Source organism: Komagataeibacter diospyri (assembly GCF_006538165.1).
Classification (GTDB): domain Bacteria; phylum Pseudomonadota; class Alphaproteobacteria; order Acetobacterales; family Acetobacteraceae; genus Komagataeibacter; species Komagataeibacter diospyri.
On sequence record NZ_BDLU01000011.1, the window covers coordinates 38865 to 62221 of the forward strand.

Annotated in this window: 23 protein-coding genes; 14 read left to right on the forward strand and 9 right to left on the reverse strand. The window is 60.2% G+C overall.

What is annotated here, in order from left to right:
• Positions 1-238: 238 nt before the first annotated feature.
• The 8 genes from pstC to MSKU9_RS01510 all read left to right on the forward strand — a co-directional run bounded on the left by pstC (position 239) and on the right by MSKU9_RS01510 (position 7858).
• Complete coding sequence (pstC, locus tag MSKU9_RS01475) at positions 239-1216, forward strand: phosphate ABC transporter permease subunit PstC (protein ID WP_141259583.1); 978 nt, start codon at positions 239-241, stop codon at positions 1214-1216.
• Positions 1217-1224: 8 nt separating this feature from the next.
• Positions 1225-2124: a phosphate ABC transporter permease PstA gene (gene pstA / locus MSKU9_RS01480; protein ID WP_141259584.1), complete on the forward strand. Its 900-nt coding sequence runs from the start codon at positions 1225-1227 to the stop codon at positions 2122-2124.
• Positions 2121-2918 (forward strand): phosphate ABC transporter ATP-binding protein PstB, encoded by a 798-nt coding sequence (gene pstB / locus MSKU9_RS01485; RefSeq protein WP_141259585.1) that lies wholly within the window; start codon positions 2121-2123, stop codon positions 2916-2918. The genes pstA and pstB overlap by 4 nt, the downstream gene beginning before the upstream one ends.
• A 17-nt stretch (positions 2919-2935) precedes the next feature.
• Complete coding sequence (gene phoU, locus MSKU9_RS01490) at positions 2936-3631, forward strand: phosphate signaling complex protein PhoU (RefSeq protein WP_162851910.1); 696 nt, start codon at positions 2936-2938, stop codon at positions 3629-3631.
• A 365-nt stretch (positions 3632-3996) separates the two neighbouring features.
• The gene (locus MSKU9_RS01495; RefSeq protein WP_141259586.1) at positions 3997-5418 is read left to right on the forward strand and encodes an FAD-binding oxidoreductase; all 1422 of its coding nucleotides are present in this window, start codon (positions 3997-3999) and stop codon (positions 5416-5418) included.
• 258 nt (positions 5419-5676) lie between these two features.
• Positions 5677-6459, forward strand: a complete 783-nt coding sequence (locus tag MSKU9_RS01500; protein ID WP_227000733.1) for an ABC transporter permease — start codon at positions 5677-5679, stop codon at positions 6457-6459.
• Positions 6456-7205: an ABC transporter ATP-binding protein gene (locus MSKU9_RS01505; protein WP_141259608.1), complete on the forward strand. Its 750-nt coding sequence runs from the start codon at positions 6456-6458 to the stop codon at positions 7203-7205. Before MSKU9_RS01500 ends, MSKU9_RS01505 begins: the two co-directional genes overlap by 4 nt.
• 50 nt (positions 7206-7255) lie before the next feature.
• The gene (locus tag MSKU9_RS01510; protein ID WP_141259588.1) at positions 7256-7858 is read left to right on the forward strand and encodes a nitroreductase family protein; all 603 of its coding nucleotides are present in this window, start codon (positions 7256-7258) and stop codon (positions 7856-7858) included.
• Positions 7859-7990: 132 nt separating this feature from the next.
• Here MSKU9_RS01510 and MSKU9_RS01515 read toward each other — a convergent pair whose 3' ends face one another.
• The 4 genes from MSKU9_RS01515 to MSKU9_RS01530 form a co-directional block, all read right to left on the reverse strand.
• The gene (locus MSKU9_RS01515; protein ID WP_141259589.1) at positions 7991-9598 is read right to left on the reverse strand and encodes a tetratricopeptide repeat protein; all 1608 of its coding nucleotides are present in this window, start codon (positions 9596-9598) and stop codon (positions 7991-7993) included.
• Between the two features lie 93 nt (positions 9599-9691).
• Positions 9692-10090, reverse strand: coding sequence for a DUF4112 domain-containing protein (locus MSKU9_RS01520; RefSeq protein WP_141259590.1), 399 nt, complete (start codon positions 10088-10090; stop codon positions 9692-9694).
• A 30-nt stretch (positions 10091-10120) separates the two neighbouring features.
• Positions 10121-10450: a SelT/SelW/SelH family protein gene (locus MSKU9_RS01525; protein ID WP_141259591.1), complete on the reverse strand. Its 330-nt coding sequence runs from the start codon at positions 10448-10450 to the stop codon at positions 10121-10123.
• An 89-nt stretch (positions 10451-10539) separates the two neighbouring features.
• The gene (locus tag MSKU9_RS01530; RefSeq protein WP_141259592.1) at positions 10540-12642 is read right to left on the reverse strand and encodes a catalase; all 2103 of its coding nucleotides are present in this window, start codon (positions 12640-12642) and stop codon (positions 10540-10542) included.
• Positions 12643-12825: 183 nt separating this feature from the next.
• Between MSKU9_RS01530 and MSKU9_RS01535 the strand changes: the two genes are divergently transcribed.
• The 3 genes from MSKU9_RS01535 to MSKU9_RS01545 all read left to right on the forward strand — a co-directional run bounded on the left by MSKU9_RS01535 (position 12826) and on the right by MSKU9_RS01545 (position 15617).
• Positions 12826-13659 (forward strand): creatininase family protein, encoded by an 834-nt coding sequence (locus MSKU9_RS01535; RefSeq protein WP_193557606.1) that lies wholly within the window; start codon positions 12826-12828, stop codon positions 13657-13659.
• A gap of 52 nt (positions 13660-13711) precedes the next feature.
• Positions 13712-14866 (forward strand): YncE family protein, encoded by a 1155-nt coding sequence (locus tag MSKU9_RS01540; protein ID WP_141259593.1) that lies wholly within the window; start codon positions 13712-13714, stop codon positions 14864-14866.
• 217 nt (positions 14867-15083) lie between these two features.
• Positions 15084-15617: a methylated-DNA--[protein]-cysteine S-methyltransferase gene (locus tag MSKU9_RS01545; RefSeq protein WP_141259594.1), complete on the forward strand. Its 534-nt coding sequence runs from the start codon at positions 15084-15086 to the stop codon at positions 15615-15617.
• Between the two features lie 14 nt (positions 15618-15631).
• On the opposite strand, the gene MSKU9_RS01550 is transcribed toward MSKU9_RS01545, so the two are convergent.
• Entirely contained in the window at positions 15632-16249 is a 618-nt protein-coding gene (locus MSKU9_RS01550; protein ID WP_141259595.1) for an acetate uptake transporter, read from the reverse strand.
• Between the two features lie 447 nt (positions 16250-16696).
• Here MSKU9_RS01550 and MSKU9_RS01555 point away from each other — a divergent pair, with 447 nt between their 5' ends.
• From MSKU9_RS01555 to MSKU9_RS01565, 3 genes are read left to right on the forward strand one after another with little or no spacing between them, the layout of a single operon-like run.
• A complete protein-coding gene (locus tag MSKU9_RS01555; protein ID WP_141259596.1) occupies positions 16697-18301 on the forward strand; it encodes a flavin monoamine oxidase family protein in 1605 nt (534 codons plus the stop codon).
• Positions 18301-18726: a c-type cytochrome gene (locus MSKU9_RS01560; protein ID WP_141259597.1), complete on the forward strand. Its 426-nt coding sequence runs from the start codon at positions 18301-18303 to the stop codon at positions 18724-18726. The genes MSKU9_RS01555 and MSKU9_RS01560 overlap by 1 nt, the downstream gene beginning before the upstream one ends.
• Complete coding sequence (locus MSKU9_RS01565; protein WP_141259598.1) at positions 18726-19235, forward strand: RidA family protein; 510 nt, start codon at positions 18726-18728, stop codon at positions 19233-19235. Before MSKU9_RS01560 ends, MSKU9_RS01565 begins: the two co-directional genes overlap by 1 nt.
• A gap of 162 nt (positions 19236-19397) precedes the next feature.
• On the opposite strand, the gene MSKU9_RS01570 is transcribed toward MSKU9_RS01565, so the two are convergent.
• The 4 genes from MSKU9_RS01570 to MSKU9_RS01585 form a co-directional block, all read right to left on the reverse strand.
• Positions 19398-19856, reverse strand: a complete 459-nt coding sequence (locus MSKU9_RS01570) for a c-type cytochrome (RefSeq protein WP_141259599.1) — start codon at positions 19854-19856, stop codon at positions 19398-19400.
• Positions 19857-20188: 332 nt separating this feature from the next.
• Positions 20189-20464, reverse strand: coding sequence for a hypothetical protein (locus MSKU9_RS01575; protein ID WP_141259600.1), 276 nt, complete (start codon positions 20462-20464; stop codon positions 20189-20191).
• A 130-nt stretch (positions 20465-20594) separates the two neighbouring features.
• A complete protein-coding gene (locus MSKU9_RS01580) occupies positions 20595-20957 on the reverse strand; it encodes a hypothetical protein (protein ID WP_141259601.1) in 363 nt (120 codons plus the stop codon).
• 75 nt (positions 20958-21032) lie between these two features.
• The gene (locus MSKU9_RS01585; RefSeq protein ID WP_141259602.1) at positions 21033-23033 is read right to left on the reverse strand and encodes an FUSC family protein; all 2001 of its coding nucleotides are present in this window, start codon (positions 23031-23033) and stop codon (positions 21033-21035) included.
• Between the last annotated feature and the right edge of the window lie 324 nt (positions 23034-23357).

Below are 23357 nucleotides of genomic sequence, written 5' to 3' on the forward strand. Positions count from 1 at the left end.
TGTTTTCCTTTTAGGGATGGTATATCAACGCCATCCCCGATGCGGGTGCTATGCAGTAGTTCAGATGCGCGGGCAACCAGAAATAGATGAACTTTCTATGACACGCGAAAATATACATGCGGGGTTCATGTAATTCCTGGTGTCATAAAAACTTCATACAAAACAGATCAGGTTATTATTGCAACAGTGTGCCATGGGGGCCTAGTGCTGCTGTTGTGTCATACACATCAGGAATTACATGATGGAACTTCCATCCACCATTACGGCCCGCGATGGTGTCGCAATGGATACGAATGCGCGCGGGCGGTTTGGCGATCTGGTTTTTGGCATGATCGCCCGGCTGGCCGGATGGTTCATCCTGCTGGTCATGGCCGGCATTGTCATTGTGCTGGTCAGTGGGGGATGGCGGGCATTTTCCGCCTTTGGTCCCGGCTTCATCACCAGCACGGCATGGAACCCGATTTCAAACCATTTTGGTGCCGCGACTTCAATTTTCGGCACTCTGGTCACGACCCTGATCGCCCTTGTCTTTGCCGTGCCGTTTGCATTTGGCGTGGCTTTCTGGCTGGTGGAAATGGCGCCCCCCGCGCTGGCGCGGTTTATTGAAACCGCCGTGCAGCTTCTGGCTGCCGTGCCCTCCATCATATTTGGCATGTGGGGTTTTTTCATCGTGGTGCCGTTCATGGCCCATTACATTGAACCCGTGGTCACGCATTACCTGGGCCACGTGCCCGGTATCGGCCTGCTGTTCCGTGGCGCGCCCTATGGCACCGGGCTGCTGAGTGGCGGGCTGATCCTTGCGATCATGATTACACCCTTCATCTGTTCGGTCATGACGGACGTATTCGTCTCCATTCCCGCCGTGCTGAAGGAAAGTGCCTTTGGCCTTGGTGCCACACGGTGGGAAGTGATGCGCCAGGTGGTGCTGCCGTGGTCGCGGCAGGCGGTCATGGGCGGCATCATGCTGGGCACCGGGCGTGCATTGGGTGAGACGATGGCCGTGACCTTCGTCATTGGCAACAGCAACCGCATGGGCTGGTCGCTGTTTGCGCCAGGCAATACCATTGCCTCGCTGATCGCGCTGGAATTTCCCGAAAGTTCGGCAGGCAGCCTGAAACTGTCCGCCCTGCTGGCCCTTGGGGCGATCCTTATGATCATTTCATTCATTACCCTGGCCTGTTCGCGCATCTTCCTGCAGCGCGGCACGTCAAATTGAGGAAGTCCATGATGTCGGCTCCCCAATCACAATCCACTGATGCCGGTGGGTGGCAGCGCGGCGGCGCGCAGGCCGTACGGCGCAGGCTGGTTGAACGGTTTGTCAGCCTGCTGTGCAACATGGCGACGGTTGTCGTACTGTTCCTGCTGTTCTCGATTTTATGGACACTGATAACGCGTGGGGCAGGGGGGCTGTCGCTGCCGACGTTCCTGCACAGCACGGCAGCCCCCGGCACGGGCGGCGGTCTGGCGAACGCCATTATCGGCAGTTGCGAACAGACCGGCCTTGCCGCCCTGATCGGCACGCCGATCGGCATGATGGCGGGGATCTATCTTTCGGAATTCAGTCAGGATGGGCGGATTGTATCCTTGGTCCGGTTCGTATCCGACATGCTGCTGTCGGTGCCATCCATTCTGGTCGGGCTGTTCATCTACCTGATCATCGTGGAACCGGCTGGGCATTTTTCGGGCATGGCGGGCACGCTGGCGCTGGCGGTCCTGTTCATTCCCATCGTTGTCCGTACGACCGAGGACATGCTGCGCCTCGTCCCCCGTGCCATGCGTGAAGCTGCCTATGCGCTGGGTGCGCCGGGCTGGCGGGTGATCCTGAATGTCTGCCTGCGTTCGGCACGTGGCGGCATCATGACCGGTATCCTGCTGGCACTGGCACGGATATCGGGTGAGACGGCGCCCCTGCTTTTTACCTCCCTTGGCAATCTGAACTGGTCCACCAACCTCAACGCACCAATGGCCAGCCTGCCGGTTACGATCTACCAGTACGCCGGTTCGGCCTATGATGACTGGGTGCAGATGGCATGGACCGGGGCATTGCTGATTACTGTCGCGGTGCTTGCAACGAACATCCTCGCCCGCTGGTGGCTAACGCGTAACGGATCTGCACAACAATGAACAAAATCATCATGGATGACACGACGGGCCGCGACACGATCCTGCCGGCGCTGGCGATACGCAACCTGAATTTCTGGTACGGCAGCAATCATGCGCTGAAGGAGATCTCGCTTGATTTCCCGGTCCATCAGGTCACGGGCATGATCGGCCCGTCGGGCTGTGGCAAATCAACGCTGCTGCGTATTCTCAACCGCATGTATGACCTCTATCCCGGTCAGCGCGCGACGGGGGAAGTACTGTTTGACGGGCGCAATATCCTCTCCCCCGGTCTGGATGTGAACGTGCTGCGTTCGCGCATTGGCATGGTGTTCCAGAAACCCACGCCGTTTCCCATGTCCATTTATGATAATATCGCCTTTGGCGTACGGCTGCATGAACGCCTGTCGCGCGCGGACATGGACCAGCGCGTCGAAGGCGTGCTGCGGCGCGTGGCGCTGTGGAACGAGGTCAAGGACCGGCTCAATGCTTCTGCCGCCGCCCTGTCGGGCGGGCAGCAGCAGCGCCTGTGCATCGCGCGCACCATTGCGACACGGCCCGAGGTCATCCTGCTGGATGAACCAACGAGTGCGCTCGATCCGATTTCCACCGCGCGTATCGAGGAACTGCTGGATGAACTGAAACAGGAATTCTCCATCGCCATCGTCACGCATAACCTGCAGCAGGCGGCACGATGCGCGGACCGTGTCGCGTTTTTCTATATGGGCGAACTGGTGGAGGTGGACACGGCGGACAAGATGTTCACCGCCCCCCATGCCAAGCGTACCCAGGATTATATTACCGGCCGCTTCGGCTGAGAGCGAAAGCAGTAATAATGCCACATGAATCCGTACATACTGTCCAGAGCTATGAACAGGAACTGGAACAGCTCCGTTCGCTGGTGAACAAGATGGGTGGCCTGGTGGAACGGCAGGTGGCGCAGGCCATTACCGCCGTGGTCGAACATGATGAGGACGCGGCCCTGGACGCGCCCGAAATGGATCCGCAGGTTGATGAACTGGAACGCGAGACCGAGGCGCTGGTCATTCGCCTGCTGGCGCTGCGCGCACCCATGGCGGGCGATCTGCGGGAGGTCGTGGTTGCGCTGAAAATCTCGGGTGATCTTGAACGTATCGGGGATTGCGCCGCTTCCATCGCGCGCCGAGCCATGCGTAACGAACTGCTGTCATGTCCTATTTCGCTGACGGGATTGCACAGCATGGGGCGTCTGGTGCAGGAAAACCTGCGGCGCACCATTGATGCGATGGACCAGCGTGACCCGGAACTGGCGCGTATTGTCTGGCATTCGGACACGGCTGTGGATGAACTGTATGTCTCCCTGTTCCGTGAACTGGTAACCTACATGATGGAAGACCCGCGCAATATTGGCCCATGCGCCCATCTGCTGTTCATTGCCAAGAACCTTGAGCGTATTGGCGACCATGCCACGAATATTTCAGAACGTGTGTATTATGCCGTAACTGGCAATATCCTTCCGATCATACGGCCGCGTGGAAAAACGTTTGACTGAAAACCATACCTGCCGTCGCCTTGCTGCCTGCGGGTGACGGCAATATGTACTGAAAAAATTTTGACTGTATTGCGCGGCATCGTTTCAAAAGCCTGTAAAGTTTTTTAATATCGGCCCCCAGGGGCAGAAATGACAGTATATTTCTATCCAGTAGAAAATTTCTGCGTCAGAAACCCCGTTCCCGGGATCGGCTGCAGCGATCTGTTCATGATGGTAATACAGGGTGCGCGTGTTGTAGTGGACAGGGCGGTTTTTCCACCCTGTCGTGCGGAGCCCGTGAAGCGGTCGCGCCGGTTGGCATGGTCACGGACGCATGTGTTATGGCAATGCCATTGTGCTGTTTCCAGACCGGATGGTTTTCCTGAATGACTGATTGCCTTTCTTCTCCCGCTGAGCGTCTTGACAGTGTGCTGGCTACCTTGCGTGAAAATGGCATGGGGGTGCGGATCAGCACGTCTCCTTCCGTGCTGGAAGCCCACAGCCATGGCGAGGCCATGGATGCCGCACGCCTGCCTGCCGCCGTGGTATTTGCGGAAGCGACGGATGATGTTGCAGCCGTGCTGCGGGCCTGTCATGCCCACCGGGTGCCTGTCGTGGCCTTTGGCGCCGGGACATCGGTGGAAGGACACGTAACCCCGGCAGAACATGCCATAAGCCTTGACCTTTCGGGCATGACGGACATCGTGGAACTCAATGCGGAGGACCTGGACTGCCGCGTGCAGGCGGGCCTGACCCGTCAGGCCCTGAATGCGCAGATCCGTGATACGGGCCTGTTCTTCCCGGTCGATCCGGGCGGCGAAGCCACGCTGGGCGGCATGTGCGCCACCCGGGCATCGGGCACGGCAGCGGTGCGATACGGCACGATGAAGGAAAATGTTCTTGGGTTGACCGTTGTGCTGGCGACGGGGGAGGTCGTCCGTACGGGCGGCCGCGTGCGCAAGTCCTCCACCGGGTATGACCTGACATCCCTGTTCATCGGGTCGGAAGGCACGCTGGGTATCGTAACCGAGGTACAGTTGCGCCTGCACGGGCGGCCTGAAACCATTTCCGCTGCCGTCTGCCAGTTTGCCAACCTGAACGATGCCGTGCAGACGGCTATTGAAATCATCCAGTGCGGTATACCCATAAGCCGCGTTGAACTGCTGGATGACGTGCAGATGGCGGCCTCCATCCGCTATTCCGGTCTGAGCGGGTATGAACCGCTGACCACGCTGTTCTTTGAATTCGCAGGCGCACCGGCAGCGGTGGCCGAACAGGTGACCCAGACCGAGGCGATTGCCCTGTCCAATAACGGCCTGTCCTTTGCTTGGGCGGATACGGCGGAAGACCGCACGCGGCTGTGGAAAGCCCGGCATGACGCATTCTGGGCAGCGAAGGCGATCGAACCGACCGCGCGCGTCATTTCCACCGACTGCATCGTGCCCATTTCCCGTCTGGGGGAACTGATTGCCGGTGTGCGCGAAGATATTGCCCGTTCCGGCCTGCGCGTGCCCCTGCTGGGCCATGTGGGGGATGGTAATTTCCATGCCCTGATCATTACGGATCATACGCCCCAGGGTTATGCGCGCGCACTGGACCTGGACCGGAAAATCGTGTTCCGCGCGCTGGCGTTGGGGGGATCGTGCAGCGGGGAACATGGCGTGGGCATGGGCAAGCTGGAATTTCTGGAAACCGAACATGGCGATGGCACATTGAGCGTCATGCGCGCGCTGAAGAACACCATGGACCCCCACCACATCCTCAATCCCGGGAAACTGCTGCCGCCGGGGCGTATTTATCAGGGCTGAACATATGTCTGCCCCCCTTTTCTCCGGCGTCAGGGAAAAGGGGGCAGACATATAAAACGATATTTTTTGTTGAATTATAAAGCGCGGAAATATCATATAATTTTAAATAAATACAAAAACAGTTGTGTTAATCATATTTTCCTTCATAGTGCGGGAATTGGGTGAAGCTGTTTTGCACGCCTGTTGCATGAAGGATCGGCGCGTATGCCCGCCAATGTCATTCCGTCCGCGTCCGTCCCGTGGCCTGCCGGGCGCGCCATGTTCCGCAATGTGGCGGCACGGGGCCTGCTGCGTTATGCCTCGCCGGTCATTCTGGTGCTGCTGTGGCAGGGGACGTGTTCGATGGGAATTGTCTCCACCCGGCTGGTGGCATCACCCGTTCAGGTGATCATGACGGGGTGGAGCCTGTTGCGCGATGGCACGCTGGGGGCGAACCTTGGTGTCTCGCTTGCCCGCGCGGCCACCGGCCTTTTGATTGCCGTGGCGCTGGGGGTGGGGTTTGCGCTGGTGTCGGGCCTGTCGCGACTGGGGGAGGATCTTGTCGATGCCCCGCTGCAGATCCTGCGCACGCTGCCTGCGCTTGCCATGGTGCCGCTGTTCATCCTGTGGTTCGGTATCGGGGAGACGCCCAAGATCGCCCTTGTCGCACTGGGGGCGACCTTTCCCATCTATCTCAACCTGCACAAGGGCATCCGTTCGATTGATCCCCGCCTGCTGGAAATGACCCGCACGCTGGGTCTGTCGCGTGTGCGGACCATACGCGACGTCATCCTGCCCGGTGCGCTGCCAGACCTGCTGGTTGGGTTGCGTTTCGCGGTGGGCATGTCGTGGCTCATGCTGGTGGTGGCGGAACAGGTGAATGCCGAAAGCGGGATCGGGCATATGATGATGGAAGCACAGGATTTCATGCGGACGGATATCATCATGGTGGGGCTGGTGATCTATGGCCTGCTGGGTCTTGTATCGGACCAGATCGTGAGGTTGATGGAGCGTACATTCCTGTCATGGCGACCATCGCACCGACGGGGGCAGGCGGCATGAACGCGGTATTCATGACGGATAGGATGCATGATGCGATAGCACCCCGTGATGGCGGTGTGGCCGTTCATGGCCTGACACGGCGATTCGGACACGGGCCTGCGGTGCTGGACGGACTTGACCTGACCATCGCGCCGGGAGAATTCGTGGCGTTGCTGGGCCATAGTGGTTCGGGCAAGTCCACCCTGCTGCGTACGCTGGCTGGTCTTGACCCGGTGCATGAAGGCACGCTTTTCCGTCCTGACGCGGTTTCGGTCGTGTTTCAGGACGGGCGCCTGCTGCCGTGGAAGCGGGTGTGGGAAAATGTCGTGCTGGGGCAGGCTGGGGCTGACCGGCGCGATCGGGCGCTTGCGGTGCTGGAGGAAGTCGGGCTGGGCCACCGCGTTGATGCGTGGCCGCTGACCCTGTCGGGTGGGGAGGCACAGCGCGCCGCACTGGCGCGTGCGCTGGTGCGCAGGCCTGCCTTCCTTATGCTGGATGAACCTTTCGCCGCCCTTGATGCGCTGGCGCGGCTGAAGATGCAGCGGCTGGTGGCGCGGTTATGGGCACGCCATGCCTGCGCGGTGCTGCTGGTCACGCATGATGTGGATGAAGCCCTGCTGCTGGCGGACCGCGCCATTGTGCTGGACCATGGTCGTATCCGCACCGATCTGGCCATTCCCCTTGACCGGCCGCGACATCATGCCGATCCGGGTTTCATCCATCTGCGTGGCGTATTGCTGGACGCGCTGGGTGTGCATGATGATTAGGAGCGCTGGCATGCTTCCATCCTTTCCCTTTTCAACCATACAGGCCTGACATGACCAAAGCCCCTGATCGCGTATCCGACACCCCCGTGGACCGGCTGATCCTTGATCGCTGGTCTCCGCGCGCCTTCACGCCCGCCCTGATCGGAGAGGGGGAACTGCTGTCCTTCCTTGATGCCGGACGGTGGGCACCATCCGCCTATAACGCGCAGCCGTGGCGTTTCATTTACGCCCGCAGGGACACTCCGGACTGGGAACGTTTCCTGTCGTGGCTGATTCCGTTCAACCATGCATGGGCGCAGAATGCATCGGCGCTGGTCTATATCGCGTCCCATACCGTGACAGGCGGTGGTGCGGCCGAACCCGTGCCCGCGCCCACCCATTCATTCGATGCGGGTGCGGCATCGGTGCTGGTACAACTCCAGTTGAGCAAGGCCGGCTGGGCAGCCCATCCCGTCAGCGGGTTTGACCACAGACAGGCACGTTCTGGTCTGGAACTGCCCGATGATTACGCCCTGAACGCGGCCATTGTCATCGGGCGGCAGGGAGACGCCGCCAGCCTGCCTGAATCCCTGCGTGCGCGGGAAGCACCTTCTGCCCGCAGGCCACTGGCGGAAATCGCCTTTGCCGGGCGTTTTCCTACGGTTGTGGAATAAGGAGCTATTTTCAGGATAAACAGGATTTTCGGGTGCCGTCTTTAATTTAAAAGGCGGCGTTTCCTGAAAATTTTTTATGATCTGCAGGCTCAACGCCTCTTCAGATTATACGAGAGGCATCCACGGCGTTATTCATGACTGGCCATGCACATCGTCCGGCGTGCGTGCAGGCGGAAAATCACGCTTGGCCAGCATGCTGCATAACCGGTGGACCACGTCTTCCCATTTTCCGGCATGGATCTGGCGTATGATGCGCAGGGTTGGATACCACGGGCTGTCCGTCCGACCCGAAAGCCAGCGCCAGCAGTTGTCGAACCGGTCCAGCAGGATAACGGGACACCCCATGGCGCCCGCCAGGTGGGCCACCGATGTATCAACCGACACCACCACATCCAGCCCCGCGATCAGGGCTGCCGTGTCATCCATGTCGCGCACGCTTTCCATCGGATCATACAGGCGCATGCCCGCAGGCATGTCATGCATCTGCCGGGCATAAGTGCCCTTTTGCAGACTGACCAGACTTATACCGGGCATACCGGCCAGCGGTGCCAGTTTGCGTAGCGGGATCGACCGGCGGCGATCCATGGCGTGGGCTGCGGGAACATCCGGTCGGCTGGCCCCACCCCAGACCAGTCCCACGCGCAGGTCCGTGCCCATGGGCAGGAACGGTGCCCACTGCCGCACCAGTTCGGGGCTGGGGCGCAGGTAGGGAACGTCCAACCCGGCATGACCGGCTGTGTTACGAAGCACGTGTGGCAGGCTGAGGAAGGGGCAATGCCAGTCATGTGGCGGCAGGGACACCCGTTCACTGAACACGCGCCGTACCCCCCCCATGCGCCGGATCAGGCCATGCAGCGTCTCGGGGGCCTGTATGCTGACCCGTGCCCCCATGCCCGCCAGCACTGGCACGAAGCGCAGCATCATCAGCATGTCCCCCAGTCCCCCTTCGCGGGTAATCAGGATGGACCGGCCATGCAGGCTGGCATCCGGCGACAGGACAGGCAGCATAGACTGTTCGGGCAGGCGCTGGCGGCCGGGCATCCTGCGTCGCCATTCATATTCAGCCCAGCCTTCGGCCATGCTGCCGTTTTTCAGCAGCGTCAGTGCATGGTTCATGCGCAGGCGTGCATCATCGGGGCGCAGCGCCAGTGCGCGGGAATGGGCCTGCAACGCCGCATCCAGCCTGTTCCATGCCCCCAGCAGGTGTGCAAGGTTGGCCTGTGTCATGGCACTGTCGGGATGATGTTTCAGGATGTAATGCAACAGGTCGTGCGCGGCGGCGAATTCCCCCTGTTCCATCAGGCATACGGCCATGAGGTTGCCGGTACTCAGTTGCGCGGGGGACAGGCTCAGGCCGTCGGCCAGAATTTCCTGTGCTTCCGCCGTGCGGCCGCGCTGCAGCAGCAGTTCCCCCAGCATGTCATGCGTGCGAATGTCCTGCCGCGCACGCTGGCGGACCGCGCGCAGGACGGCTTCGGCTTCGTCCACCCGGTCATGTGGCAGCAGCAGGGCCAGCATATCGTAAGCTGGATGGCGCGCGCCGGGATTGGCCACGGCCTGACGGCACAGCAGCCGGGCAGCTTCCTGCACGCGGTTACATCCCGCATGGGCATGCGCCAGCAGGATTTCGACGCGCGGGGAGGCCGGGCAGTCCTCCAGAATGGCGCGGGCATGGGCGAACTGCCCCCGCCGCAGCAGGTCTAGCGCGAGCGCCAGCGTATGGTCAGGCGTGGCGGACATGGAGGGCAGGGATCTGGCGCGGGGAAAAACGGATCATGTCATGTTGTGTATTATATCGGGCCATGCGCGCAAGGGCGGGCAGGCCCGTCATGGTCACGGCGTCCGGGGCACGGTCAGGCCGAAATGCTGTTCCAGCAGGGCGACATTGCGCAGATTGGCCTTGAATGCGGTGTCAAACACATCCCCCAGCACCGGCACAAGGTCCGCCGCCGCTTCCACCATGATATTGCCCGTCATGCGCACAAGCACGGGCCGTCCCACTCCCAGATGCCAGCTTTTCCACACGATGTAGAGCGAGGGCACGAGCATGATCGCCGTCCCGCCCACGGGCAGCAGCCCGATCAGCGTATCCAGTCCCCAGCGCGCCTTCGTGCCGGGAATGCGGAAGGCCGCATCAAGCAATGTTGCAAGCCTGCGCAGGCGCGCCACCTCCTGCCGGATATCGTGGGTGTTTGCGCCATGCATGGCGGTGGGGGCGTATGATGTGATCATACCCGTTATTATGGTGTGGGCAGGGGGGCGTTACAATGTGCCCGCAGGCTTATCCGGTCCGGTTTTTTTACGGTCGATATGGCCCATGTCCCGGTCGGGGGCGATGATGTCGCGTACGCGCTGCTTCAGTTCCTTTGGCCCCGGAAACCCCCCATCACGCCTGCGTTCCCACACGCTGCGGCCATCAACCATGATTTCAAAATGCCCGCCACTGCCAGGGATAAGGGTCACGCTGCCCAGATCCTGCCCGAAGGTGGACAGCAGTTCCTGCGCCATCCATCCCGCCCGCAGCAGCCAGTTGCACTGCGTGCAGTACGTGATGGAGACATGGGGCCGGTTGGCTGCCGGGGCATCGGTCATGGTCGTGGTTCCTGCCTGTCGCAACGCCGGGCTGGGTCCGTCCGGCTACCCCTTTATTGTGGGGGCGGGGGGTAGCCGGACGCAAGGGGTCAGACAGCGTGGACGTGGCCTTCACGTTCCCACAGCCGCAGTGCTGCGCAGGTCTGGATGAAACTGGCCGCATCCTGCGCACTGTGTATGGCGATCACGCCCCTGTCGCGCGCCTTGGGGTGCAGTCCTGCCGCCGCCAGCACGATTTCGGCGGCGTCGTTATGTGCGATGAACTTGGCATGCGCGAAAGCGTCGGAAATGAAGTCGCGCATGGTGGCTTCGTGACGCAGCACATTGGCTCCCTCGACCGTGGGCAGCAGGGCCACGGCATCATACAGCACGGATGGACCGCCATTGATCTTCTGCTGCGCGATCAGGTCATGGCCCGCGCTGTCCCTCACGCCGCTTACGGTGGGAGCGATCAGTTCGACCGTGGCGCCCGCGTCCTCGGCCGCGTTGCGCAGGGCCGCCAGCAGGGCGGCATCAACCCCGTTTGTTACGACAATGCCCAGTTTACGACCGGCAAAGCTGTCCGGTCCGTTTTTCAGGATGCTCAGCGCGGGCGACGGCTGCAGTCCTTCCACCACAGGCCGAGCGGCCTGTGCCGGTGCGGGCAGGGGCGACAGGCCCAGTCCTTTCGCCACCCCTTCGGCCAGACCCTGATCGACATGCAGCAGGTGGCTGATCATGCGGGCACGGATGGCGGGGGTTTCCACCTTGCTCAGTTCAAATACGAACGCATCGCGGATATGCGTCTGTTCCACCGGGGTCTGGCTGATGAAGAACTGGCGGGCCTGGCTGTAATGGTCGGCAAAGCTTTCCGAACGCTGGCGGACCTTCTGGCCCGATATCGTATCGGGGTAAGAGCGGTAGCCATTCACGCTTTCACGCGGGCCGCCGGTGGGCTGGGACCACGAATTGGGTTCGTAATTGGCCCGGCCCTTCGGATTGTGCATGGCCATGTGCCCGTCCTGCTGGAAATTGTGGAACGGACATTTGGGCGCGTTTATGGGGATATGCGTGAAGTTGGGGCCGCCAAGGCGCTTGGTCTGGGTATCGAGGTAGGAAAAATTGCGCCCCTGCAGCAGCGGGTCATTGGTGAAGTCGATGCCGGGCACGACATTCTGGGTGCAGAAGGCAACCTGCTCGGTTTCGGCAAAAAAATTGTCCGGCATGCGGTCCAGCACCAGGCGGCCGACGCGACGGACAGGCACCAGTTCCTCGGGGATCAGCTTGGTGGGATCCAGGATGTCAAAGTCAAAACTGTCGGCAAAGTCATCGTCAAACAACTGCACGCCCAGTTCCCACTCCGGGAAATTACCGCTGTTTATGGCCTGCCACAGGTCGCGGCGGTGGAAATCGGGGTCAGCCCCGTTGATCTTCAGTGCCTCGTTCCACACGACCGACTGCAGTCCCAGCTTCGGCTTCCAGTGGAATTTGACGTAGGTCGAATGACCTTCGTCATTGATAAGCCGGAAAGTATGCACCCCGAACCCTTCCATGAAGCGGAACGAGCGGGGGATGGCGCGGTCGGACATGGCCCAGCAGACCATGTGCGTGGCTTCGGGCGACAGCGATACGAAATCCCAGAAATTGTCATGCGCCGTCTGTGCCTGTGGAAAGTCGCGATCCGGTTCCTGTTTGGCCGCATGGACGAAATCAGGGAACTTGATGGCGTCCTGTATGAAAAATACGGGGATGTTATTGCCCACAAGGTCCCAGTTGCCCTGTTTTGTATACAGTTTAACGGCAAAGCCGCGCACGTCGCGCACCACGTCCGCTGATCCCTTGTTGCCCGCAACCGTGGAAAACCGGACAAAGGCGGGCGTGCGCTCGCCCACATTGCCGAAAATATCGGCCTTGCAGACATCGCTCAGGCTGTCGGTCAGTTCGAAATAGCCATGCGCGCCATAACCGCGGGCGTGGACCACGCGTTCGGGAATGCGTTCATGGTCGAAATGGAAGATTTTTTCCCGGAAATGGAAATCCTCCATCAACGCCGGTCCACCGGCACCCGCGCGCAGGGTATTCTGGTCATCCGATACCGCGACACCCTGCTGGGTGGTCATGACGGGGGTATCGCCCCCTGCCGTCTGGTGGGTTTCGCCACCCGCGCCGGTATGCGTGGTGGAGGATGTGGGGTTATGGGATGTCTTTACCATGGCGTGCGTACATATCCGTGCAGGTGAATGTGGAAAAAACAGGGATGGGGGGAAGATCTGGCTTTTCCAACGGGTATGAACGGGCGGGGTTTCATTCACCTTCTGCATGACGGTTGCCAATTGCCCGTGTACAGGGCACAGGAACGGCGTGTATCACGCGTCATTGTGGGGTGGCTGCCGTTCATGCGTATGTTCTCTGGTTTCCTGTCCGGGCTTTCGCTGGCGCTGGCGCTGGCGCTGTATGGCAGCACGCCCACGTGCGCGGCCACGCCCGATACGGTTGATTTCGCGGATCTGACATGGACCGAAATCCGTGACGCCATCCATGCGGGCGATACCACCATCATCCTACCCGTCGGCGGCACGGAACAGAGTGGCCCCTATATCGCGGTAGGCAAGCACGACGTGCGTGCCATGGTCCTTGCACGCCGCATCGCGCGTGATGCCGGGCACGCCCTTGTCGCGCCCGTAGTGGCGTATGTGCCCGAAGGCGGCACGTCGCCGCGCACGTCCCACATGCGTTTTTCCGGCACGATCAGCATTACGCCTGCAACCTTCCGTGCATTGCTGTCGGACGCGGCGGAAAGCTTCCGGGTGCAGGGGTTCAGGCGCGTGGTGCTGATTGGCGACCACGGCGGCTACCAGAAGGACCTGCGCGCGGTGGCGGATACACTCAACCGGCGCTGGCAGGGGCAGGGCGCGCATGTGCTGTATGTCGCGAATTATTATGACGTGGTGCCCGGTGCCTATTCCACCTGGCTGCGCCAGCATGGCCACGCGGCGGAGGTCGGCATGCATGCCGATCTGTCCGATACGTCGCTCACGCTGGCGCTGGACCCTGACCTTGTGCGCACGCAGGCCCTGCGGGCAGCGCCCCTGCCCACCGCAGCGCAGGGCGTGTACGGCGGCGACCCCCGACAGGCCAGTGCGGCGCTGGGTCAGGTGGGGGCCAACATGCAGGTGGCGGCGGCCGTGGCGGCCATGCAACACGATCCAACAGGACAGAATCCGCACTGATTGCACCAGCCACACGGCGTGCTATAGGGGCCGCAAGGAACAGGATCACACTATGATACAAAAGAAAAAGCTGCCGGTTCTGGGACTGGGCATGCTCCTGCTGCCGGGTGGCAGCGCGCTTGCGCAGGCCGTGGATACCATTCCCGGAATGCCGCCTGTGGTGGACCCGGCCAATATCTATACCGAAACCCGGGCCGGGAACCTCAACCCCGAGGTGGCGCAGGATCCGCCGCGCATTTACGTGCCCAACCTGCGGTCGAACAATGTGTATGTGATCGACCCGCAGACGTACAAGGTCGTGGCGCGTTTCAAGGTGGGCAAAAGCCCGCAGCATGTCGTTCCGTCATGGGACCTGCGCACGTTGTGGGTCACCAACAATGCCGAAGGCACGACCAATGGCAGCCTGACGCCCATCGACCCGCGCACCACGCAACCGCTGCCCAATGTGGCGGTGGATGATCCGTACAACATGTATTTCACCCCCGATGGCAAATCCGCCATTACGGTGGCCGAGGCACGTCAACGGCTTGATTTCCGTGATCCGCATACGATGGAAATGCAGGGTTCGGTATCGGTCCCGGAATGCAAGGGTGTCAACCACGCCGATTTTTCCATTGATGGACGCTATGCCATTTTCACCTGTGAATTTGGCGGCTACCTGGCCAAGGTCGATACCGTCAACCGTACGCTGATCGGGTACATGAAGCTGTCGCGTGGCGGCATGCCGCAGGATATCCTGACCGCGCCGGACGGCCATAAATTCTATGTGGCGGACATGCATGCGGATGGTGTGTTCGTGATCGATGGCGACTCTTTCCGTGAAACGGGTTTCATTCCCACCGGCATTGGCACGCATGGTCTGTATCCCAGCCGTGATGGCACAAAGATGTACGTAGCCAATCGCGGGTCGCACAAGATCCATGGCGCGCCACACAGCAAGGCCGGCGGGGTCAGCGTGATTGATTTCGCAACGGACAGGGTCGTGGCCAACTGGCCCATTCCCGGTGGCGGCAGCCCCGATATGGGCAATGTCAGCAATGACGGCAAAACGCTGTGGCTGTCCGGTCGGTTTGATGATGTTGTCTACGCCATCGACACCACCACGGGTGCGACCCGCAGCATCCCTGTCGGGCTGGAACCACATGGCCTGACCGTATGGCCGCAGCCGGGACGGTATTCCATCGGACATACCGGTATCCTGCGTTAAAGGACCGTTGAAAAAATGATTGATAAATAAAGATCTTTTTGGCGCTGCCTTTCTTCAAAAGGCGGCGTTTCCTGAAAAATCTTTATGATTTGCGGGATACCCTGCATGGAACGGCTCCCGTAACGGCCAGATCGGGTCGGCGTCAGGCATCTCATCCCTGTTGTATCCGTGGCAGTGCATGCGATAGGGTCGTGCACCCACAGGGGATATCCCGGTCATGAAATCACAATTGCCAACCGCTACGGCTACCCAATTTATCATGGGCCAGTCCGCCCTCGGGGCAGTGATGGTTGCGATGGGGGAAGGGGGCATTGCCGCCATCATGCTGGGGGATGATCCTGAAGCCCTTCACCATACGGCGCTGGACAGCTTTCCGGGTATCCATCCAGTGCATGGCGAAATGGCGGATCGTACCCTTGCTGCGGTGCAGGCATGTATTGATACACCTTGGGCACCGCCTGACCTGAAGCTGACCATACAGGGCACATCGTTCCAGCAGCAGGTATGGCAGGCCCTGCGCGCCATCCCGTGCGGGACTACCACGACCTATACGGAACTGGCGGCACGGATCGGCAGGCCGGGGGCCGTGCGTGCCGTGGCCGGGGCATGTGCCGCGAACAGGCTGGCGGTGGTCATACCCTGCCATCGTGTCATACGCAGTGACGGCAGCCTGTCAGGGTATCGCTGGGGTGTCGGGCGCAAACAGTGGCTGCTGGAGCGCGAGCGGGCAGGCATGGCGTCTGGCAGGTAAAATCTGGTCGTTGTTCAGGAAATATGAACGACAAGATCATCCCTGCGCGGGGTATCGGTTGGGGGGCGCGGCCATCCGACCGGCAGGATGGCGTGGCCGAACTGGGCTTCAAAAATCTCACTGGCAGCCAGATATATCGCGCTCAGGCCACAGATCAGCCCTTCATACCCCGCAATAATGCCAAGCACGGCGCGGCCGGAGACTTCCGCACAGCCAAGCAGGGCAAACAGCAGCGTCAGGCTGAAAAATACGACCTGATGCATGCGTGACGCCGCCAGCGACCCCACTGCCATAACGGCCGTAAACAGCGCCCATACCCACATGTAACCGCCCAGCAGCGCCGGGGAGGATTCAGGCGCCAGCCCCCAGCGTGGCAGGAATAGCAATACAGCCAGCGAAATCCAGAATGCCCCATAGGCCATGAAAGCTGTCATGCCGAACGTATTGCGGTTGCCGTATTCCAGTATCCCCGCGATGAACTGCGTGATACCGCCAAAGACCAGCCCCATGGCCAGGATGGCCGATCCCATTGGCACGATCTGGGCATTGTGCAGGTTGAGCAGAACGGTGGTCATGCCAAACCCCATAAGCCCCAGCGGGGCGGGATTGGCGTTTGCGTTGTCGTGCGCCATGCCGGTTTTTCCGTTTCATGATGGATGAATTATGACAAATCATGTCACCACGGTATGGGCGAGGATATTAAAATATGGCTTACCCTTTTCCGGTCATGAACGGCATGCCAATGCATGGATGCGGGCAGGGTTCCCGAACGCTGTAAAACAGGGACATGAAATTACAAACGTTACTTTAGAGATTTAATATTTCACATCCCGGGCAAACGAATAAAATGGAACGTTCCGGTTGTGAAAAAACATTAATTATTTATATATTAACTGTATAAAAAATAAAGAAATATAATATAAAATATCAAGATAAATTATATTTTTAAAATATACTTTGTATTGTATGATATAAACACATTGCATTTCGAACCGGGATTGTTCCGGACGGGACATGGTGCAGCCGGAAAAGGCTGTTAAGATAGCCTATTGTTTTCGTTGATTGCTTGGGATTGATTGATGACAGACCCCCATCCGCACAAGGCCCCCACGCGCAGACAGCTCCTGACCCGGATCGGCACGCTTGCCGGTAGTGCGGCACTGTATCAGGCCATGACTGCCATGGGGCATGCGCAGGGGACGGATTTCACGGCTCCTCCGGTCCTGTCGGGTGCGAAACGTGGGACGCGCGTGCTGGTGCTGGGTGCGGGACTGGCCGGCATGCTGTCCGCCTATGAACTGCGCAAGGCCGGGTACGCGGTGCAGGTCCTGGAATTCCAGGGACGTAGCGGGGGGCGCAATATCAGCCTGCGTGGCGGTGACACGGTAACCGAACTGGGCGGGGCTGTGCAGAAGGTCGGCTTCGCGTCGGGCAATTACATCAATCCTGGTCCGTGGCGCATTCCCTATCACCATCAGGGCCTGCTGCATTACTGCCGCGAATTCGGGGTGGAACTGGAACCGTTTGTGGAACTGAACCATAATTCATGGCTTCATTCCTCCACCGCGTTTGATGGCAAGCCGGTCCGCTACCGTGAATTCTCCAGCGACTTCACCGGTTTTACGGCTGAATTGCTGGGCAAGGCGATCGATCAGCACAAGCTGGATGACGTGGTGGGCGCGGATGAACGCGAACACCTGCGCACCGCCATGGAACAGTGGGGCGCCCTTGACCCGGATATGGCATACCGCAAGGGCGATACCAGTTCCCAGCGTCGTGGCTATATCCGGCCGCAGGGCGGCGGGATCGAGGGCGCACCGGTCCCGTCGGACCCGTTTGCCCGCAAGGATGTCATGCGCTCAGGACTATGGACATGGATGGCCTTCCACGAACGCCTTGAAATGCAGACAACCATGTTCCAGCCCGTAGGCGGCATGGACATGATCGGAAAGGGCTTCAGCCGGCAGGTGCATGACCTGATTACCCTGAACTGCAAGGTGACATCCATACAGCAGGACGATCATGGCGTAAGGGTCATGTATAATGACATGAACCATGGCGGCGTGGTGCGGCAGGCACAGGCTGATTACTGCGTATGCACCATTCCGCTGTCCATCCTGTCACAGCTGGATGTACAGGTCAGCGCGCCGATGAAGGCCGCAATCATGGCTGTGCCCTATGCGTCCTCGGTCAAGATGGGGATGGAGTTCAGGCGCCGCTTCTGGGAAGAAGATGACCAGATTTACGGCGGCATAAGCTATACCGACCAGCCGATCAGCCAGATTTCATATCCCAGCCATGGCTATTTTTCCCGTGGTCCGGCAGTGCTGCTGGGGGGATACATGTTTGGCCCCGCTGCCTTTGACTTTGCAGGCATGACGCCCGAGGCCCGGCTGGAACAGGCGCTGGCACAAGGTGAGGTCCTCCACCCCGGCACATACCGCAAGGAGTTTTCAAACGGTGTCAGCCTGGCATGGAGCCGCGTGCCGTGGGCGATGGGCTGCTGTTCCATGTGGAGCGAGCAGGCCCGCAAGACCCATTACAGGACGCTGTGTACGATGGATAACCGCATCGTGCTGGCGGGTGAGCACGCATCCTATGTCGGGTGCTGGCAGGAAGGGGCCATCCTGTCTGCGCTGGATGCCGTAACCCAACTGCATAAACGGGCACAGGGAGCCAGCTGATGCGCAGGATCGCACTCCTTTCCACCCTGCTCGTCCTGCCGCTGCTGGCCCCGTTTGGGACAGCACATGCCGATAGTGCCAGCGCGTTTGAAGGCGCCGTCCAGCCCATGGCGACGGGGGAAGACGTGTACCACCACGTCTGCCAGAGTTGTCACATGCCCGATGGCAAAGGGGCCGTGGGGGCAGGCGCGCAGTTCCCGGCGCTGGCTGGTAATGCCAAGCTGCAGGTCAGCGCCTATCCGATCTATGTCATCATGAACGGGTATGGCGGCATGCCATGGTTTTCGGAAATGCTGACGGACCAGCAGATTGCCAATGTCGTGGCCTATATCCGCACGCATTTTGGCAATAATTATACGGATCCCGTGACTCCGGCCGAGGTAACGCCCCAGCGGCCAGCCATACCGCCCAAGGAGATATATTGATGTCCTGTATGAAAACGATCCTTGCCGCACTTGCGCTCATGACCGGTGTGGGGACTGCGCTGCCCGCGCATGCGGCGGATGGCATCGTACGTCACCCGGAAGAGGATTTCCCCATTTCCACCGTGATCGAGGTACCGGCCGGGGCTTCGACAATCTATCTAAGCGGTCAGGGCGCTCCGGTACAGGATAAGAAAGCCGATCCGCATACCATCGCAGCTTATGGCGATACACAGACACAGACCCGTGCCGCGCTGGAATCCATTCAGGGCGAACTGAAAAAGCTGGGGCTGGGTCTGGGCGATGTGGTCCAGATGCATGTTTATATGGTTGAGGACCCGAAACTGGGTAAGCTGGATTTTAACGGGATGATGAAGGCCTATACCCAGTTCTTTGGCACGGCGAAGCAGCCGAACCTGCCGGTCCGTTCCGCTTTTGGCGTAGCCCATCTGGGCAATCCGGGCTGGCTGGTTGAAATCGAGGTCACGGCCGTACGCGCGTCGGGTCGGTAATGCCGTATTCGGCACCATCGTGCCACGTTACGTGGTGACAGACAGGGAAGAAAAGGGGGACAGGCTGTGGCTCCCCCTTTTTTCATTATTCGGTTACGGTCTGACTGCTGGTGTCATCTGATTATTTTCCCATATGATAATGGTCGCTGGATTTCGGGTCTATCAGGGTAGCGGGTGCTGTGCCTCAAGTGCCTTGCGCCTTTCCACCATGCCGGTGGGCGTGGCGGATTTCTTCCGTCCCGCAACTACGTCATCGACGCTGAAAATCGTGGCATCCGTGCCGCCCGGCAGACCCGCCACATGGTTCAGGATGGCGGCGATCTGGTCATCAGGCAGCATCTTGAACGATGGCATGAACCCGCTATAGGCATTACCTCCCGCCGTGATTGGCCCCATCAGGCCATTCAGCGCAACGCCCACGATGTACTGCCTGCCTTCCGGCGTGCTGGCAATCCTGTCCACCCGTCCGGCCAGTGGCGGAAACTGCCCCGGCACGCCCTGTGCATTGGCCTGATGGCATACGCTGCAGTTTGCCAGGAACGGCGTCGTGCCATCCGTCGCAAATGCGGACCCTGCAGGCATGGACAGGCAGAATATCGCGGCCAGCAGTCTTTTTTTCATGGGTATTCCCTGATTAATCCCGTTTCCGGCAGCCTATCCCACTGTCGCGCGCATACATATCCCCGGCGGGGGTATGAAGGGGGAAAGGACAGGCTATCAGTCATGCCCGCTATTCATGGCTTTACGCAGGGTGACGTGAGGCGGCAGGACATGGCGGATAAAAAAAGGACGCCCCGCCGAAGCGGGACGCCGAGTTTAGGGATTGGGAGACGTTGTGGTGTCACGAGATCCACACCGGATTAACTTCACTTACGGATAATAGTTTTCCTGAAATCAGATTAATGAAGAAAATATTTTGTTTATCGTATGTTCTGTAATGCAGGCGTCCCGCATTACACCCCATGCAGCATGACAAACTGGCGGGCGAAGGGCAGCATGACCGTGATGCTCAGCAATCCCAGCACAACGGTCATCCCGGCGAAGGTCATCATGTGATGGGGATAATCCTCGGTATATAAAAGGCCGCAGACCCAGAACACCACGGCTTCCACCGCCAGGCCGATGCCCAGCACCGGGATATGGAAAAACGGCCCGGCCAGCCACCATGCAATAGCCCCCGGCACAACGACAGCCATCGTTGAGCGGAACAGGAATAGGATTGCACGCATGTCTGACCCTGGACCTTGTTATCGGGAAGGAAATATCACGTAACCGTGACATGGGCGCAGGATGCCCGTTTCCATACCGATGGGCAACCGCAGGCAGCGGACATGCCGGCTGCCTGCGTGACAGGCGTGATTACTGCGCGGCGGGGGCGGCGGCCGGTACCGTGCCTGCGGCCGGAGTGTCGGGTGTCATCTTGCCCGGTGTTGTCGAATGTTCGACATCATACGCCGTTGCCTTGGCTTTATAGTTGCCCTTGGCGCCAGGATGCTCCTGATCATACAGGGCGGCCTTTGCCTTGGCTTCCTTGCGGTATTCGTGGCGCTTGTACATGCCCGTCACGCAACCGGCGGCAGCACCCAGTACCGTGTGGTGGTTTGCGACATGCCCGCCAACTGCACCAACGGCGCCGTATTTCAGGCAGCCACCGGGTTCGGCATGGGCAGTCGTGGCGCATGTGATGGCCGCAACGGCACCCAGGAGAGCGATCTTGCGCATGGATGTCATCCTTTTTTTACATACAGGTCAGTCTGATATTCAGGGCATATCCGATAAGAAATATTTTGTCACCTTTTACGCCATGACATCCGGATTTTCATGCAGGCCGGCAGTAATGATATGCAGGCACGCCAGCACTTCCGCCATCTGCGCCCTGGCCCGCGGGGTTGTGGCGCGCGCCTGTTCATGGCGGGTCCATGCCAGTATGTACGGGGTCATGGATGCGGCCTGCCCCCTGTCCCATCGCGCCAGGAACAAGGTTACGATCCGTTCTGCACGTTTGGATAGCTGGCCTTCGCGGACCAGTTCACGCAAGCGGATGATATAGATGCCCACCGTCATGGACATGATCTGTCGCGCAACACAGGCCCCCAGTACGGGTGGGGGCAGGGCGTTGGCCTGAAACAGGATACGTACAAGGCTGGAGGCACAGCTGGCCAGCCAGGCGGGCGCATCCGTGCGGGTGTCCATCCGCGCCAGGTGCCGCAGGCGCAGGCTGACCCATATCTCCGTCCGGCGGACATGCACATCCATGCGGAAAGGCACGACCAGCCGGTAGGTCAGGAGCACGAAAATGATACTGGCCAGGAACGCCATGGTATTGTTCAGGAACGAGATTTCATCAAACCGTCCCTGATTGATCGGTCCGATCAACACCGGCAGGAACATGTTGAATGAAAACGCGTAGCCCGCAAGCTGGGGCCTGCGGGCGGCAAGCCCCCCCACCGTCATGGGCACCAGCAGGACCATCAGCAGGATTTCCGGCGCGGTAATGGCGGGAATGACCCATAGTGCAAGGACCGCTGCCGTGGCCGCGCACCACAGGCCCCCTTTCAGGAACGGCGTGGTGGCGACCAGCGGGTTTTCGCGTGTTGCCATCAGGCCATAAATCAGGGCGACGAAGGAAATGAATGCGGGGCCGTGGTGCCATGCGGTGATTTCCCATACAAGGCACGCCCCCATGATTGCGGCCGCCGCGCGCAGGCCGTTGTTGATGGCTTCACGCATATGGCGACGGGATGTCAGGCTGAAGCGGAACCGGTCCCCACGTGGCGCAGTGGTACAGGCGGTTATTTCATTACTGACCCGCGTGGCTTCGGACAGCAGTGCCGTGGTCACCGGCCGCCATTCCGGGTTGTCTGCCGTATCGGTGGCAGGTCTGGGCGCATTATCCTGCAGCCATGCCGCAAGTGCCTGTTCGGGCGGTGCGCCGTCCATGCGTGGCGGCGCGGTCATGCGGGGATACAGGATCTGCAGCGCACGCGCCTGCGCCAGCATGACCAGCATACCCGCCAGCGCACGCCGGGCATGGTCGCCCACATGGTTGCGCGGTCCCAGCTCCAGCGCGCTGAATTCGATCTGTCCGCTGAACGTTACGATCCGTTTCAGCAGGGTGCCGGTAATGGCCTGCTGTTCCGGCCCGGCCTGTGCGCCGGGATGCCGGATGATGGTGGCGCAGGTGGCGCGGAATGTATCGGCCAACCGGTCGAGAAGCTGCTGGCGGGCACGTTCCACCATACGGGGCATGAACAGGACCGCCAGTACCGCTTCGCACAGCACACCCAGTATGATGTAGCTGCTGCGCGCGACACTTATGGCAAAAACATCATCGGGTTGTGCAATGGCCCCCGTGGCGATGATGGCGGATGTAAACCCCGTCAGCACCAGTCCGTACGCCCGGTACTGGTCAAGCAGCGTCGCCAGTGCGCAGCACAGTCCGATCCATAGCGACAGGCAGGTGAAAAACAGCCCTGGCGCCTGTGGAAAGGCCGCCATCAGGGTAATGGCCGCAACACTGCCCACCAAGGTGCCGAAAATGCGCCAGCGCGCCTTGGACAGGCTTTCCCCGCGTGAGGACTGCGCCACGACCCATACGGTCAGGGGGGCCCATTGCGGGCTGTCCAGTTCCATCCACATCGCGATCAATAGCGATATGATGGCGGCAAACGATGTCCGTACCGCGAACGCCAGGTCTGGCAGGGTTGGCGCATAAATCCATGAAACGCGCCTTACTTGATGCATCAGCACGCTGGTAATGCGTTCAGGCAGGGGTAAAGTTGCGGTCTGTGCCCCCATTTCATTCAGCCTTTTACATCATGGTCAGGATGCGCATTGCCCATGCGGGCTTTGCCGTGGCGGAACATGGCGGCGGCGGGACAGGCCGGTCCAATCGTTTGTTATGATATTTTGATAAGTAATATTTATGACCCCCTGATGGGGGGAGGGAGCACCACACCATATGCAGGATACGGACTGCATCCGGCATATGGTGCGGGCGTGTATATGGCGTAGTGCGTGCCAGAGCGTGAAAACGGCCCGGTGTTCAGAATGTAAGGCTGCTGTGCAGGCCAAAAATGGCTTCGTTTCCCACCCGTCGGTTGCCGCTCCAGTCGGCCACGC